The 13,580-nt window shown below is 36.3% G+C and carries 14 protein-coding genes; 13 read left to right on the top strand and 1 reads right to left on the bottom strand.

Annotated features, from left to right (window positions below):
- Positions 1-2 precede the first annotated feature (2 nt).
- From D7D81_RS14035 to D7D81_RS14000, 8 genes are all read left to right on the top strand, one after another.
- On the top strand, positions 3-542 hold the full coding sequence (locus D7D81_RS14035; protein ID WP_125990695.1) for an NUDIX domain-containing protein: 540 nt from the start codon (positions 3-5) through the stop codon (positions 540-542).
- Complete coding sequence (locus tag D7D81_RS14030) at positions 535-1,716, top strand: endonuclease Q family protein (RefSeq protein ID WP_125990694.1); 1,182 nt, start codon at positions 535-537, stop codon at positions 1,714-1,716. The genes D7D81_RS14035 and D7D81_RS14030 overlap by 8 nt, the downstream gene beginning before the upstream one ends.
- Positions 1,697-2,386, top strand: a complete 690-nt coding sequence (locus D7D81_RS14025; RefSeq protein ID WP_125990693.1) for a hypothetical protein — start codon at positions 1,697-1,699, stop codon at positions 2,384-2,386. The genes D7D81_RS14030 and D7D81_RS14025 overlap by 20 nt, the downstream gene beginning before the upstream one ends.
- 64 nt (positions 2,387-2,450) lie before the next feature.
- Positions 2,451-3,053, top strand: coding sequence for a stage II sporulation protein M (spoIIM, locus tag D7D81_RS14020; protein WP_125990692.1), 603 nt, complete (start codon positions 2,451-2,453; stop codon positions 3,051-3,053).
- A 438-nt stretch (positions 3,054-3,491) separates the two neighbouring features.
- Positions 3,492-4,586, top strand: coding sequence for a 6-phosphofructokinase (locus D7D81_RS14015; protein ID WP_125990691.1), 1,095 nt, complete (start codon positions 3,492-3,494; stop codon positions 4,584-4,586).
- A 129-nt stretch (positions 4,587-4,715) separates the two neighbouring features.
- The gene (locus tag D7D81_RS14010) at positions 4,716-5,528 is read left to right on the top strand and encodes a purine-nucleoside phosphorylase (RefSeq protein ID WP_125990690.1); all 813 of its coding nucleotides are present in this window, start codon (positions 4,716-4,718) and stop codon (positions 5,526-5,528) included.
- A 15-nt stretch (positions 5,529-5,543) separates the two neighbouring features.
- On the top strand, positions 5,544-6,848 hold the full coding sequence (locus D7D81_RS14005; RefSeq protein ID WP_125990689.1) for a pyrimidine-nucleoside phosphorylase: 1,305 nt from the start codon (positions 5,544-5,546) through the stop codon (positions 6,846-6,848).
- A gap of 83 nt (positions 6,849-6,931) precedes the next feature.
- Entirely contained in the window at positions 6,932-8,107 is a 1,176-nt protein-coding gene (locus D7D81_RS14000) for a D-alanyl-D-alanine carboxypeptidase family protein (RefSeq protein WP_125990688.1), read from the top strand.
- 249 nt (positions 8,108-8,356) lie between these two features.
- Here D7D81_RS14000 and D7D81_RS13995 read toward each other — a convergent pair whose 3' ends face one another.
- Positions 8,357-9,157: a response regulator transcription factor gene (locus D7D81_RS13995; RefSeq protein ID WP_125990687.1), complete on the bottom strand. Its 801-nt coding sequence runs from the start codon at positions 9,155-9,157 to the stop codon at positions 8,357-8,359.
- A 134-nt stretch (positions 9,158-9,291) separates the two neighbouring features.
- Between D7D81_RS13995 and D7D81_RS13990 the strand changes: the two genes are divergently transcribed.
- The 5 genes from D7D81_RS13990 (at position 9,292) to D7D81_RS13970 (ending at position 13,578) form a co-directional block, all read left to right on the top strand.
- Positions 9,292-9,867 carry a hypothetical protein gene (locus D7D81_RS13990; protein WP_125990686.1) on the top strand — a complete coding sequence of 192 codons (576 nt, stop codon included), beginning with the start codon at positions 9,292-9,294 and terminating at the stop codon, positions 9,865-9,867.
- A 208-nt stretch (positions 9,868-10,075) separates the two neighbouring features.
- Entirely contained in the window at positions 10,076-10,435 is a 360-nt protein-coding gene (gene spoIIAA / locus D7D81_RS13985; protein WP_125990685.1) for an anti-sigma F factor antagonist, read from the top strand.
- A complete protein-coding gene (gene spoIIAB / locus D7D81_RS13980; RefSeq protein ID WP_125990684.1) occupies positions 10,428-10,859 on the top strand; it encodes an anti-sigma F factor in 432 nt (143 codons plus the stop codon). Before spoIIAA ends, spoIIAB begins: the two co-directional genes overlap by 8 nt.
- 14 nt (positions 10,860-10,873) lie before the next feature.
- Positions 10,874-11,635 (top strand): SigB/SigF/SigG family RNA polymerase sigma factor, encoded by a 762-nt coding sequence (locus tag D7D81_RS13975; RefSeq protein ID WP_125990683.1) that lies wholly within the window; start codon positions 10,874-10,876, stop codon positions 11,633-11,635.
- Positions 11,636-12,084: 449 nt separating this feature from the next.
- Positions 12,085-13,578 (top strand): spore germination protein, encoded by a 1,494-nt coding sequence (locus tag D7D81_RS13970; RefSeq protein WP_125990682.1) that lies wholly within the window; start codon positions 12,085-12,087, stop codon positions 13,576-13,578.
- The last annotated feature ends 2 nt before the right edge of the window (positions 13,579-13,580 follow it).

Raw genomic sequence — 13,580 nt, 5'->3', positions numbered from 1 at the left:
TTATGGACTTTAAAGAAGAAAGACTAGATTCAGAAGATATATATCAGGGGAAAATTGTTAATCTGAGAATTGATCAGGTAAAATTACCTAATGGAAGGGTTTCTACCCGGGAGGTTGTTGAACATAGCGGGGGGGTTTCTATTCTGGCTCTTACAGAAAAAAAGGAAATTTTACTGGTGGAACAATATAGAACCCCGGTGGAAGAGACTTTGCTTGAACTTCCTGCTGGGAAACTAGAACCTGGTGAAAACCCGCTGAATTGTGCCAGGAGGGAACTTATTGAGGAAACAGGTTTTAAGGCCGCCAGGATTAAGCATCTTTATTCATTCTATACTACTCCAGGTTTTAGTGATGAGCTTCTTTATTTGTATCTAGCTTCAGAGTTGGAAGAGGTGGGTACTGATTTTGATGAGGATGAGATTATAAAAAATCACCTGATAAGTCCCGGGGAGATAATGGATAGTATTTTATCAGGCCAGATTAAGGATGCTAAAACAATTGTTGGTTTGCTTACGTATTTAAGAGGGGATTTTAATGTTTAGTGAATATTTTGCTGACCTGCATATCCATATAGGAGCAGCTTCCAGTGGTAACCCTGTAAAGATTACTGCTTCGCGTAGTTTGACCTTTGCGAATATTCTTAAAGAGTCTGCTGAAAATAAGGGTCTTGATATTATAGGGATTATAGATTGTGCTTCACCACCGGTCATTGCTGATATAGAAAAACTCCTGGCTGAAGGATTGATGGAGGAGTTAACAGATGGTGGAATAAAGTATGGTAATTTAACAGTTATAATGGGGGCAGAGATAGAAAGTAGGGAAAGTAATGGCGGTCAGTCTCATTACCTTGCTTATTTTCCCTTTTTGAGGAATATAAAAGACTTTAGTGAGATTATGAGTGAATATATCAAAAATATTACCTTAAGTTCCCAGTCCACTGGTTTAAATGCTAGTCAGCTGTTACAAATAATTGATAGTACAGGGGGGATATGTATTCCTGCTCATGTATTTACCCCTTATAAGAGTTTTTACGGGCGTTCTTTTAGTAGTTATCAAGAGGTTTTTACTACTCAAGAGTGGGAGATGATACCTGCTATTGAGTTAGGTTTAAGTGCTGATACTTATTTGGCTGATTATTTACCTGAATTAAGAGATAAAACATTTATTAGTAATTCAGATGCCCATTCACTACCTAAAATAGCCAGGGAGTATAATAAAATAAGATTGAAAGAATTAAGTTTTAAGGAACTGATACTTGCCCTTAAAAATAGTAAGGGACGTAAAGTACTGGCTAATTATGGACTCGACCCCAGGCTGGGTAAATATCATCACAGTTATTGTGAAGATTGTCAGCAGGGTATTGATGAAAAAGGGTCTATCTTAAAATGCCCTCTGTGTGGGGGAGATAAGGTAGTAAAGGGAGTAAAAGATAGGATTATGGAAATAAGTGTAACAGGAGTTACTGATTCACCAATATTTCGCCCTGCTTATATCCATCAAATCCCGCTTCTGGATATTCCAGGAATAGGCCCGCGAACAATGGAGAAATTATTAATAAAGTTTGCAACAGAAATGGATATTCTTCATAAAGTAAGTTTTGAGGATTTAAGGCTGGTCGTTGGTGATAAAATAGCCAGCAGTATTGTTAGGGCACGTTCAGGGGCTGCCAGGATAAAAACCGGTGGAGGTGGTTTTTATGGTAAAGTTATGGGTTAAAACATTACAGACGACTTATAATGCATCTGGGGCTGCAGCAGCGGCCCGTCAGGGTAATGTAGTTATGATAGTAGATGTCATAGATATGTCTACTACATCTGAGGCAGTTCTTGAAGCAGGGGCAATTACTGTCCTGGGAGCCAGTCCTGATAATAACACAGTACCTGTTACAGTTAATCCAGAAAAAATAGGCTATTTTGCTGGGAAAAAAGCCTTAAAACATGATACAACTGTTATAGTTGCAGCTGAACCGCGACTAATTCAAAATGAGGAAGATAGATTAAAGGAGATACAGCAGGTTCTAAAGGGAATAGAGAGGGCAGGAGCTGAGCTGGAAGAGGTGGTACCCAATATTGGGCGGGAGGTTGTTGAGTTGGCCGATTTTGCTAATAAAATTGTTGTGGTTGTTAGTCCATCAGGTGGTACGGCCTATGATGCCGCCTATAATTATGGTGCACCTGAAGTAATTACTGGTACTATAGCACGAACAAATAATATGAATGGTAGTTTTGCTGCCAGGGTTGCCGCAGAAAGGGCTATAGAAAAGGCTTTAAAGCTTAAAAGGGGTATTACTGTTGTGGCAGCAAGTTCTAATTCAATGGAAGATGTTCAGGCTTGTCAGTATATTTGCCAGGAGATAATCAATAATGGTTTTTTGAAAATGGACTAAAATAGTATATCTTGTCCTCCTGCTGCATATTTATTATATATATCTGTAACAGGAGGATTAAGCCATGAACAAATATTTTTATGATAGATTACCACTCTTTGTGTTTGTAATTATTATCTTTGTTTCAGGAATCTCTTTTGGGGCTATTGCTGTAAAAACAGTAGATTATAGTATCAGAGAAAATGTCTTTGTTTATTTTAATGATTTTATGAAAGGTTATGATGAGCTTAATTATAGTAGTAGTACCCTGGTTAGTGAAAGTATTAAATTTAATTTATTAAATATTGTTATAATCTGGGTTTTGGGGATATCTGTATTTTTAATGCCGCTTATTACAGTTTTGGTATTTTTTAAAGGCTTTGTTCTTGGTTTTACTGTAGGTTTTCTGGTTAATGAATATAGTCTTCATGGGATAATAATGGCAATTGCAGCTGTTTTTCCCCAGAATTTAATTATTATACCCGCCTATATTCTGGCAGCAGTTATGGCTATTTATTTAAGTGTACGAATATTTAAATATTATCGAGGACTTGAGGGATTAAATGGAGAAGATCTCTTGACATATACCCTGGAGATGGGTTTGCTTGCCCTCTTATTGGTAGGTGGTTCTATTATTGAAACCTTTATTAGCCCTTATTTAATGAAAATAATACTCCATTTTATTTGAAATGCTATAATATAAATTAAACCCTGGGTATTTAATACCCCCAGGGTTTTTTCTTATATTATTTATCCTTTAACAAATCTGGCCAGGAGTTTATAAAATGGCGGCCGAAGATAATATGAACTACTAAAGTTAAGAGAACAATTATGATAACCCTACTTATCTGAACAGGTTCATTAATTAATATATTTTGTTCAATTTGAATTAATTTGTATTTTTTAATAGTTAATAAATAAGTATTATTTTTTGGGGTTAAAATATAAATAACATTAAAATAAAAAAACAAATGTGAAAAAATAAAAATAAAGTTAATTTTTCTAAAGGAAATTGAAATTATATGTTGAATATAAATTAATAAGTGCTTCATATCTGGAAATTATGTTCAGATAAACTAGAGGGAATGGAGATTAGAATAAGTATATACTTATCGGGGGTGTTATAATGGTAAAGGGAATAAAAAAGATTGCCCTACTGACAGGTGGGGGAGATTGCCCTGGATTGAATGCAGTTATTAGGGCTGCAACTAAAACAGCTATTATAAAATATGGTGTTGAGGTAGTTGGTTTTGTTAATGGATATAAGGGGTTATATAATGGTAATATTATGAATCTTGATATGGATACTATATCTGGTATCCTCCCCAGGGGTGGGACAATACTATATACATCAAATAAGACAAATCTCTTTAGAATGCCTTTTAAGGAGAATGGGGAGACTATTTATAAGGATCTATCAGATGTTGGTGTAAAAAACATTAAAGAAGCAGGAATAGATGCTCTGATTATTATTGGTGGTGATGGGACATTAACCAGTGCCAGGGATTTTGCCCGTAAAGGAGTTAAGGTAATTGGTGTGCCTAAAACTATTGATAATGACCTGGCATATACAGATATAACCTTTGGTTTTGATACAGCTGTTAGTGTAGCTACAGATGCAATAGACCGCTTACATACAACCGCAGAGTCACATCACCGGATTATGTGTCTGGAAGTAATGGGGAGATATGCTGGCTGGATAGCTCTAGAAGCTGGTCTAGCTGGAGGAGCAGATGCGATACTTATTCCGGAAATACCCTATAATATCAATAAAGTTGCTGCCAAAATAGAAGAAAGAAGGGCAGCTGGTAAAGACTTCAGTATTATTGTAGTTGCTGAAGGGGCTAAACCACTCTCAGGTGATATGGTTGTACAGAAGTTAATTGAAGATAGTCCTGATCCGGTTAGATTAGGTGGTATTGCCAATAAGGTTGCTGCTGACCTGGAAGAAATTGTTGGCTTAGAATCAAGAGCAACTATTTTGGGACACTTACAGAGGGGAGGTACTCCAACATCTTATGATCGGAATCTTTCAACCCGTTATGGTAAGGCAGCAGTAGATCTGGTATTTTCAGGTAAATTTGCTGAAATGGTTACCTTAAAAGGGAATACCATGTCATCTGCCTCTCTGGAAGAGGTTATAGGAAAGTCAAAGAATGTTGACCCTGAAGGGGAAATGGTTAATACTGCCAAGAGTATTGGGATAGCTTTTGGTGATTAATATAATAGACTATAAGTAAAAATCTCCATCAGTATAGGTGGGGATTTGATTATTTTTAATTATTAATGTTAAGATATTTTTTCTATATTAAAGAACTTTATTATTCAAAATGGGGAGGACCGGTGTTAAATGAAATATAGTTCAATGCGGATAACTGAGATTATTAAGCAGAAATTGACAGAGAAACCACAAATTGGCCTGATCCTAGGTTCTGGGTTGGGGAAATTAGCTAATGAAATTGAAGAACAACGTGTTTTTAAATACCAGGATATTCCTGATTTTCCTGTATCAACAGTCCCTGGACATGCTGGAAGATTGATTGCAGGGAGACTTGAAGGTAAAGCAGTTATAGCCATGCAGGGTAGATTTCATTTTTATGAAGGATATACAATGAAACAGATTATATTACCAGTATTGGTGATGAAATTATTGGGGATAGAGACACTAATTGTAACCAATGCAGCTGGTGGAGTAAATAAAGATTTTAATCCTGGTGAATTTATGTTAATAAGTGACCATATAAATATGATGGGGACTAACCCCTTAATTGGTCAAAACTTTGAGGAATTTGGTCCCCGTTTCCCTGACATGAGTGAGGCATATAATAAGGGACTGCTTAAACTAGCCAGGGAGACTGCTGAGCAATTAGGAATTATTGCCAGGGAAGGGGTCTATGCTGCTGTTACAGGACCAAGTTTTGAGACACCTGCTGAAATAAGATTTTTTGCTAACAATGGTGTTGATGCCGTAGGAATGTCAACAGTGCCGGAGGTAATTGCTGCCCGGCATATGGGTGTTAATGTCCTAGGGATTTCCTGTATAACAAATATGGCAGCAGGTATTTTAGACCAGCCTTTAAGCCATGAAGAGGTTATAGAAACAACTGAGAAGGTAAAAGAAAATTTTATTTCTTTGATCAAAGGTATTACTGCTGTACTTTAAAAGGTGGTGGAGAAGATGAGGCCCTATGATATTATTTATAAAAAGAGGGAAGGACAGAAACTCTCCCCTGAAGAAATAAGGTATTTAATAAATGAATATACGGCTGGAAAGATACCAGATTATCAGGTCTCAGCCTGGGCAATGGCGGTTTTTTTTCAGGGGATGGATGCTGAAGAAACAGCTGATTTAACTATGGCTATGGCTGAATCTGGTGATATCCTGGATTTGAGTGAGATTGAGGGAATTAAAGTTGATAAACATAGTACAGGTGGGGTTGGTGATACTACTACCCTTGTCCTTGCACCCCTGGTTGCCTCTGCTGGTGTTCCCGTAGCCAAATTATCAGGGCGTGGACTTGGTCATACAGGGGGTACTATTGATAAACTGGAGTCTATACCTGGTTTTAAGACCTCACTCAGCAGAGAAGAATTTATCAATAATATTAATAATATTGGTGTAGCTGTAGCTGGTCAGACCGCCAACCTTACCCCTGCTGATAAAAAACTCTATGGCTTACGTGATGTTACAGCAACTATAGAATCAATCCCCCTGATTGCTAGCAGTATCATGAGTAAAAAAATTGCTGGCGGGGCAGATGGAATTGTGCTGGATGTAAAGGTAGGTAATGGGGCTTTTATGAAAGGAATTGATGAAGCCCGTTCTCTGGGGAAGGCCATGGTAGCTATCGGACATGAGGTTGGTAGGGAGACTATTGCAGTGCTAACAAATATGGACCAACCCTTGGGTCAGGCAGTAGGCAATTCACTGGAACTTAAGGAGGCTATACAGACACTCAGGGGTAAGGGTCCTAATGACCTCAGAGAATTATCCTTAATATTGGGTGCAAATATGTTGACTATTGCTAAGAGGGTTGATAATTTTAATGAGGGTTATTCCCTTTTAAGCGAGAATCTTTCCTCAGGTAAAGCCCTATGCCAGTTTAAAAAATTTATTGGGCGCCAGGGTGCTGACCCTGCTGTAGTTGATGATCTGGAACTGCTTCCCGAAGCCGAAAATGTAATTGAAATTAAGAGTCGGAGTGATGGTTTTATAAATAGTATTAATGCCTGTGAAATAGGTCTTACTGTTATGATGATAGGTGGTGGTAGGGTTGTTAAAGATAATGCCATAGATCCTGCTGTTGGTGTTGTTTTACTTAAGAAAAACGGTGAAGAGGTACTTAAAGGTGAAACGATTGCTGAATTGTATTTAAATGATCTTTCACATCAGCAAGAGGCTGTTAAAAGACTGGAAAAGGCTTTTGTTATAACAGATGAAGAACCTTCAAAAAAAGATCTTGTTATTGATATTATCAAATAAAATATACTACTTTAACCTCCCTGCATAATTAAGAATAATAGATAATAAATATCTATTATAACAAATAAAGGGGAGGTTTTTTTATGTTCCTCAAGATTTTTAAATCTTTTTTAGTTGTAGTTATCGTCACTGCACTGATAACTCTTCCTATAATGGCAGAACAACCTGATTTCGATTTGAATTCTAAATCAGCTATTTTAATGGAATATGAAACAGGGGAGATTATTTTTGAGAAAAATCCCCATATGAAATTACCGCCGGCAAGTATGACCAAGATAATGACTATGTTACTGGCTGTGGAGGCTATTGAACAGGGACGGGCTGAGCTTGCTGACAAACTGGTAGTTAGTGAGTTTGCTGCCAGTATGGGTGGTTCACAGATCTGGCTTGAACCTGGTGAAGAGATGACACTAGAAGAAATGTTAAGGGCCATTGCTATAGTATCTGCTAATGATGCCTGTGTAGCTGTAGCTGAATATCTCTATGGTACTGAAGAGGCCTTTGTAAAGAGGATGAATGAACGCGCCAGGGAACTTGGATTAAAGAATACTTATTACTACAATACCAATGGTTTACCAGCAGATAATGAAGAAATCCAGGGTAATTATACAACTGCCTATGATCTGGCGGTTCTGGCCAGAAAGATATTAAAATACCCTGAGGTTCTTAAATGGACTTCAACCTGGATTGATTATTTAAGGGATGGTAGTTCAGTATTAAATAATACCAATAGACTGGTAAGACATTATTTGGGGGCAGATGGTTTAAAGACTGGTTATACAGAAGAAGCTAAATTTTGTTTGACATCGACTGCCAGGAGGGATAGTATCAGGTTTATTGCTGTTGTAATGGCTGCAGATGATTCAAAAACCAGGTTTGCCGAGGCAGCTGAATTACTTTCCTTTGGTTTCAGTACATACCAGGGATATGAGGTAGCTGCTAAGGATGAATTTATTGCTGAAGTGAAGATTCCTAATGGAAAAGAGGAAACTGCCAGAGGGATAATCAAGGAAGAACTTATTGTTCCCGTAAAAAAAGGAAATGAAGATAGTATAAGAAAAGAGGTGTTTTTAGACGAGTTAATAAGAGCTCCACTTAATAAAGGTGATAAAATTGGTGAGCTTAGGGCCTATAAGGGAAATCTATTACTAAAGAGCAGTGATATTATTTTAGATAGAGATGTAGAAAAAGCAGGTATTTTCCAACTGGTTTTAAGGATAATAACCCGGATTATCCAGCTTATTATTAATCTGTTTTAAATTTATTAATATATGATGGTTTGCCCACAAAAAGGTCATCTCTCGCCAAGGCAAATTTTTTTAGTCATCTAAGGCCCGTATCCATTCAAAATAAGGTTTCCTAATCCATGGGACATCCATGGGACATCCTGACCCAGGATTAGCTCACCACGTCCTGTGCTTCGACCTTATTTTGAATTCCTACGTGCCAAGATTCCTTACAAAAAATTTGCTATTTGCTCAATATAACCTTTTTGTGTTTGAATCATATTATGTATTATCATTCTCCATTAAGACAAGGTTTATATCCAGGGTTCTGGCAATAAGTTCAGTTCTGCTAGTTGAGTTTGTTTTATTAAAAATCTTGTAGAGGTGTTTTTTTACTGTGTTGATAGAGATAAAAAGGCTATCTGCTATTTCCTGATTAGTAGTCCCTTTGATAACAAGATTAACTACTTCAGCTTCCCGGGTTGAAAGTCCGAATTTATCAGCTAACTGGCCAATAAGCTGAGAGTAATTGGTATATCTGGAACTGTCTTTACTCTCAATTACTATTAATTTATATAGCTGATTGCCGAGATGTGGTTTAAGGATATGAAAAAAATACAGTTCTTTGGCAGAAAAATCTGGACTATGCCTGTCCCGGAAGAGACTCAGGGTAGCCAGTAGTTTTTCTTTATAATGCAGATCAATGCCACAGGAATAATAGAAACCATTTGGTTGAATAAAATCAGAAAAATACTCTGTTGTCTGCCACTCTTGATAATTCATTATTTTTGTACTTTTGGTAGGTTCTGGCTGATTAAAGGTTTTTTCTTTCATAGGGTCAAGAAACTGATAATACTTTATATAATCTATCAGTGTATTATCACTGATATTAACTACATATGGTTTATCCAGGCTGTTATGATGAGGATTAATATGAATAAAGAAGTTGGCTGAGTCATAATTAATTAATCCTTTACAGGCATCTAATATAATAGAGGGATAGTTCTTCAGTGAATAAATTTGGCCCGTCTGAAGGAGGAAGTCATTTATTTTACGCCAATCGCCAACATTTAAGATAGTCATGTTTATCCCCCTTCGAAGAATTACACTTTAGTGTAATACTAAAACAAAAAAATAAATGCTATACTTTTTTTACATTCATATAGATTAATTCTATATGATACCTATAAATCCTGCTAAGAGGAGTGGAGAAAATAATGAAAAAAATAATTGTAGTAAGTATGTTGGTTATGGCGGCGTCTGTTATGGTGGCAGGGAATGTTCTGGCTTTGGGTTTTGGTGGTATCTCAGAGATTTATTTTAATGCAGACTGGTTAACTGATTATGTAACACCAATAGAACCAGGGGAACTGGAAAAAGGTGAATATAGATATACTTTTGGTTTAGCTCGAAATATATCTAGCAGGGATTATGATGTGTATTCTTCTTCTTATTCTTATGATGATATTGGTAGTCATTCAAATACCTTTTATAGTGTTTTTGATACTGCTCTGACAGATAAACTCTATTTGAATCTGACTTTTGACTATGTTCCTGAATATAAGGATAATTATGATGATAAGAATAAGGCAAATGAACTAGGACTTTTATTAAATTACTCTATAGATGATGATAAAAATGTTTTCTTTGGTTGTATAAATACCAATAGTACTGAAAAAGACTATGATTCAGGTGATTTGAATTATAAAATCACAGGTAAATTTACCACGTTTTATCTTGGCACAGAGATCAGGGGTTCATTTTCTAATATGTTTAAAAAGGATGAGAAATAGTTTTTGTAATTCTTAATAATAATATAATAGTCACCAACCGGGAAAGGCACATTTTATGTGTCTTTTCTTTATATAATTGCATAATAACTTTTTTACCAAACCAAGAATATTTTGACAGAAAAATCTCTATTAAAGAAGGAGTTTTGCTACTGACAGCGAAATATAAAAATGAATATATAGTAAATAATAGTAAAAGGAGGAAAAAATTTTGGATATAGCAACACAGATTGTGGGTGATATCCTGATTGTAAAATTAATTGGTGAATTAGATATGCATTCTGTACCAGGATTCAGGGATAAGATTATCAAGGAGATGGATAATAATTTACTAAAACACCTTGTTTTAAACCTAAAGGAGGTTAGGTTTATAGATAGTTCAGGTTTAGGGGCTATTTTGGGTAGATACCGCTACTTGAATAAAAAAGGTGGCCGTGTCTTACTGGTAGGTTTAAAACCACAGATAGCAAAAATATTTAAAATGGCAGGTATCTTAAAGATAATGAAGGTATATGATAGTGAAAAACTGGCTGTTCAGGAACTGGATGAAGGGGGTTTGAAAAATGCATAATAAAGCCCATTTAACTCTTTTAGGCAAGAGTAGCAATGTTGGTCTGGCACGCATAACTACAGCAACCTTTGCTTCAGAACTGGACTTTACCTTAAGTGAGCTAGAGGAAATTAAGGTAGCAGTCTCTGAAGCAGTAACAAATTGTATTATCCATGCCTATCCTATGGATGAAGGTATCATTGAGCTTGATCTGGAGATTGAAGACGGCAAATTAATAATAATAATTAAAGATAAGGGTATTGGTATAAAAGATATAGAGGCTGTTTTACAACCTTCTTACTCTACTAAAGAAGAGCATATGGGGCTGGGACTGGCTTTTATAGACTCTTTTATGGATGAATTTAAATTAATATCTGAGATAGATGAAGGTACTACCCTTAAGATGATTAAGATACCGGAACAGCTAAAAAATATGGTTGAATAGGTGGCGGTAGTCATATGAATTATAATATGATAGACCTTCCTGACCTTAAACTTTTAAGTGAAGAGGAAACGCGTTATTATATTCGACTTGCTCAACAGGGGGATAAATTTGCCCTGGAGAAGGTTGTTGAACATAACCTACGTTTGGTGTTGAAAGTAAGCTACCGTTTTAAAAATTCTGGTTATGATTTACAGGACCTTTTTCAGGTAGGTGTTATAGGGATAATTAAGGCTGTGGAGGGTTTTGATCTGGAGAGGGGAATTAAGTTTTCAACTTATGCAGTTGCCAAAATAATAGGAGAAATCAGACTTCACCTCAGGGATGATGGACTTATTAAGGTGAGTAGGTCATTAAAAAAGATTGCCAGGGTTGTACGGCAGAAGGAGGAAGAATTAAGCAAAAAAAATAATCAATCACCATCAATCAGTGAATTGGCCAGTGAAACAGGATATTCCAGAGAAGACATAATCCAGGCTCTGGAAGCAGATAAAAACCCAGCTTCAATATATCAGACGATTAATCCAGATAGTAATAATGACCTTTACTTACTTGACAGCCTGGCTAATAAATCAGCAGAAAAAGAGATAGATAATTTTGATAAACTGGAGTTGGTTGAGGTGCTGAGACGTCTTGATAAACGCTCACGGAAGATTATTTTTCTGCGCTATTTTGAGGACAAGACACAGCAGGAAATTGCTGAGGAAATAGGTGTTTCACAGGTCCAGGTCTCGCGTTTAGAAAAGAAGATATTAAAAGAGTTACGGATGTCATTATAAGTGGTTTTTAAAAATAAATAATTACTTAATCCTTATTAGTAAAATAATAGGGATTTTTTTATGTTTCAATTTAAAGATAGACAGGTATTTATTCATGAAATTATGGATAACTTTGAAGACCGACCAATATATTTGATTAAGTTTGGGTGGCGAAGCCTGTTTTGTTCACTCGGGTAGGGTATAATTGACTTTGTCTGTAAAATATTCACATTGGGATTTGTGTATAAAAAAAAACTCTTTTAAGATACTAGTTATTAGGAAATAATAGTGAGGTGAGTTTTAGATGAATTTTACTTCAAAGATTATTTTTAGTGTTCTAATCTGTATTTTTTTAATTGCATTGATGTGGTTTATATTACCAGAGTTTAATCAAAATGTACCGACAGATGCCCTAAAAATATAAAGACTGGGGAGGGGATAGTAGATGGAAAGCATTCTTAAAATGAAAGATGAAGATAATGAATAATCCACTTGATAAAAAAATAGAAAAAAATTTGCAAATAATAAAGGAAGAACTTGGTGCTGATGAGAGTTTTGATGTGTTGGTCAGGGAATTTGAAATTGGCGGTAAAAAGGCCGGACTTATTTTTCTAGATGGTTTTATTAAAGATGACTTGATAATACCTATGATGAAACTTATGGAGAGTAGTAGGGAAGATATTTCTGTTAAGACCATTAAGAAGGTACTTAATAACCGTCTGCCGTATTATGAGGTTGAGACTGTTAAAGATATGGATAAGGTAGTTCAGCAGGTTCTGGCTGGTCCCCAGGTGCTTATTATTGATGGTTCTGATGAAGCCATAGTGATAGATGGTAGGACCTGGCTGTCAAGGACACCTGATGAGCCAGAACTAGAGAAGGCTACCAGGGGTCCTGCTGATGGTTTTGTGGAGACAATGTTATTTAATGTAAATGCAGTTAGGCGGCGTATCAGGGATGTTAATTTTCGCGCTGAGGTAATACAGGTAGGAAAGAGGTCCAAGAATGACCTTGCCCTGGTTTATATTAAGGATATTATTAATCCTGACCTTCTACAGGATGTAAGGAGTAAACTGGAGAGTATTGATATTGATGGTTTACCACTTGCAGATAAGAGTATAGAAGATATTATTACAGGTGGAACTTTAAATCCCTTACCACTTGTTCGCTATACTGAGCGGCCTGATAATGTTGCTGCCCATATACTGGAAGGCCATCTGGTGATAATTGTAGATAATTCACCAACAGCTTTAGTACTTCCTGCACCCTTTCTGTCTCATGTACAGACACTTGAAGTATACCGGAAAGGACCTGTCCTAGGAACTTATCTATCACTAATGCGCTTAATGGCAATGCTGATTTCTGTTTTCCTGCCGGCTGTCTGGCTGATTCTAGCCACTAATAGGGCTTTATTACCTGAACACCTCAGTTTTATAGGTGTGAAGGAAGGAAGTTCAATAGGATTAGGTATTCAGTTTATTTTAGCCAGTCTGGGTATTGACCTGATAAGAATGGCATCAATCCAGACCCCCAGTACACTGGCAACCTCATTGAGTTTAATTGGGGCTTTATTATTGGGTGATTTCGCAGTAAAGGTTGGTTTGTTTTCACCAGAGGTAATACTATATATGGCTGTAGCCGCTATAAGCAATTTTTCTATACCTGGTTATGAAATAGCCTTAGTTTTGAAACTATTTCGTTTTATATTATTAATAGCGGTTATTATTGGTGATATCTGGGGTTTTGCAATTAGTTTTAGTCTCATTTTTTTATGGATGGTTTTCACCAAGTCTTTTGGTGTAAATTATCTGTGGCCTATTATTCCTTTTAACTATCAGGCCTTAAAATCATATATGGTCAGGCAGACTGTTCTGGATCTCTCACATCTAAGACCGACAGCTTTACACACACAGGATCAGGATAGGGCTGTTAAGGGGGATAAAAAAGAGGCAGATAAGGAGTGATA

This window comes from Halocella sp. SP3-1, from assembly GCF_003953885.1.
GTDB lineage: Bacteria > Bacillota > Halanaerobiia > Halanaerobiales > DTU029 > Iocasia > Iocasia fonsfrigidae.
The sequence above is the reverse complement of the archived record's forward strand: the minus strand, read 5'-3'. Positions and strand labels throughout refer to the sequence as shown.

Coding starts and splice junctions, on each gene's coding strand:
- D7D81_RS14035 (WP_125990695.1), top strand. CDS start 3: ATGGACTTTAAAGAAGAAAGACTAGATTCAGAAGATATATATCAGGGG.
- D7D81_RS14030 (WP_125990694.1), top strand. CDS start 535: ATGTTTAGTGAATATTTTGCTGACCTGCATATCCATATAGGAGCAGCT.
- D7D81_RS14025 (WP_125990693.1), top strand. CDS start 1,697: ATGGTAAAGTTATGGGTTAAAACATTACAGACGACTTATAATGCATCT.
- spoIIM (WP_125990692.1), top strand. CDS start 2,451: ATGAACAAATATTTTTATGATAGATTACCACTCTTTGTGTTTGTAATT.
- D7D81_RS14015 (WP_125990691.1), top strand. CDS start 3,492: ATGGTAAAGGGAATAAAAAAGATTGCCCTACTGACAGGTGGGGGAGAT.
- D7D81_RS14010 (WP_125990690.1), top strand. CDS start 4,716: ATGAAATATAGTTCAATGCGGATAACTGAGATTATTAAGCAGAAATTG.
- D7D81_RS14005 (WP_125990689.1), top strand. CDS start 5,544: ATGAGGCCCTATGATATTATTTATAAAAAGAGGGAAGGACAGAAACTC.
- D7D81_RS14000 (WP_125990688.1), top strand. CDS start 6,932: ATGTTCCTCAAGATTTTTAAATCTTTTTTAGTTGTAGTTATCGTCACT.
- D7D81_RS13995 (WP_125990687.1), bottom strand. CDS start 9,157: ATGACTATCTTAAATGTTGGCGATTGGCGTAAAATAAATGACTTCCTC.
- D7D81_RS13990 (WP_125990686.1), top strand. CDS start 9,292: ATGAAAAAAATAATTGTAGTAAGTATGTTGGTTATGGCGGCGTCTGTT.
- spoIIAB (WP_125990684.1), top strand. CDS start 10,428: ATGCATAATAAAGCCCATTTAACTCTTTTAGGCAAGAGTAGCAATGTT.
- D7D81_RS13975 (WP_125990683.1), top strand. CDS start 10,874: ATGAATTATAATATGATAGACCTTCCTGACCTTAAACTTTTAAGTGAA.
- D7D81_RS13970 (WP_125990682.1), top strand. CDS start 12,085: ATGAAGATAATGAATAATCCACTTGATAAAAAAATAGAAAAAAATTTG.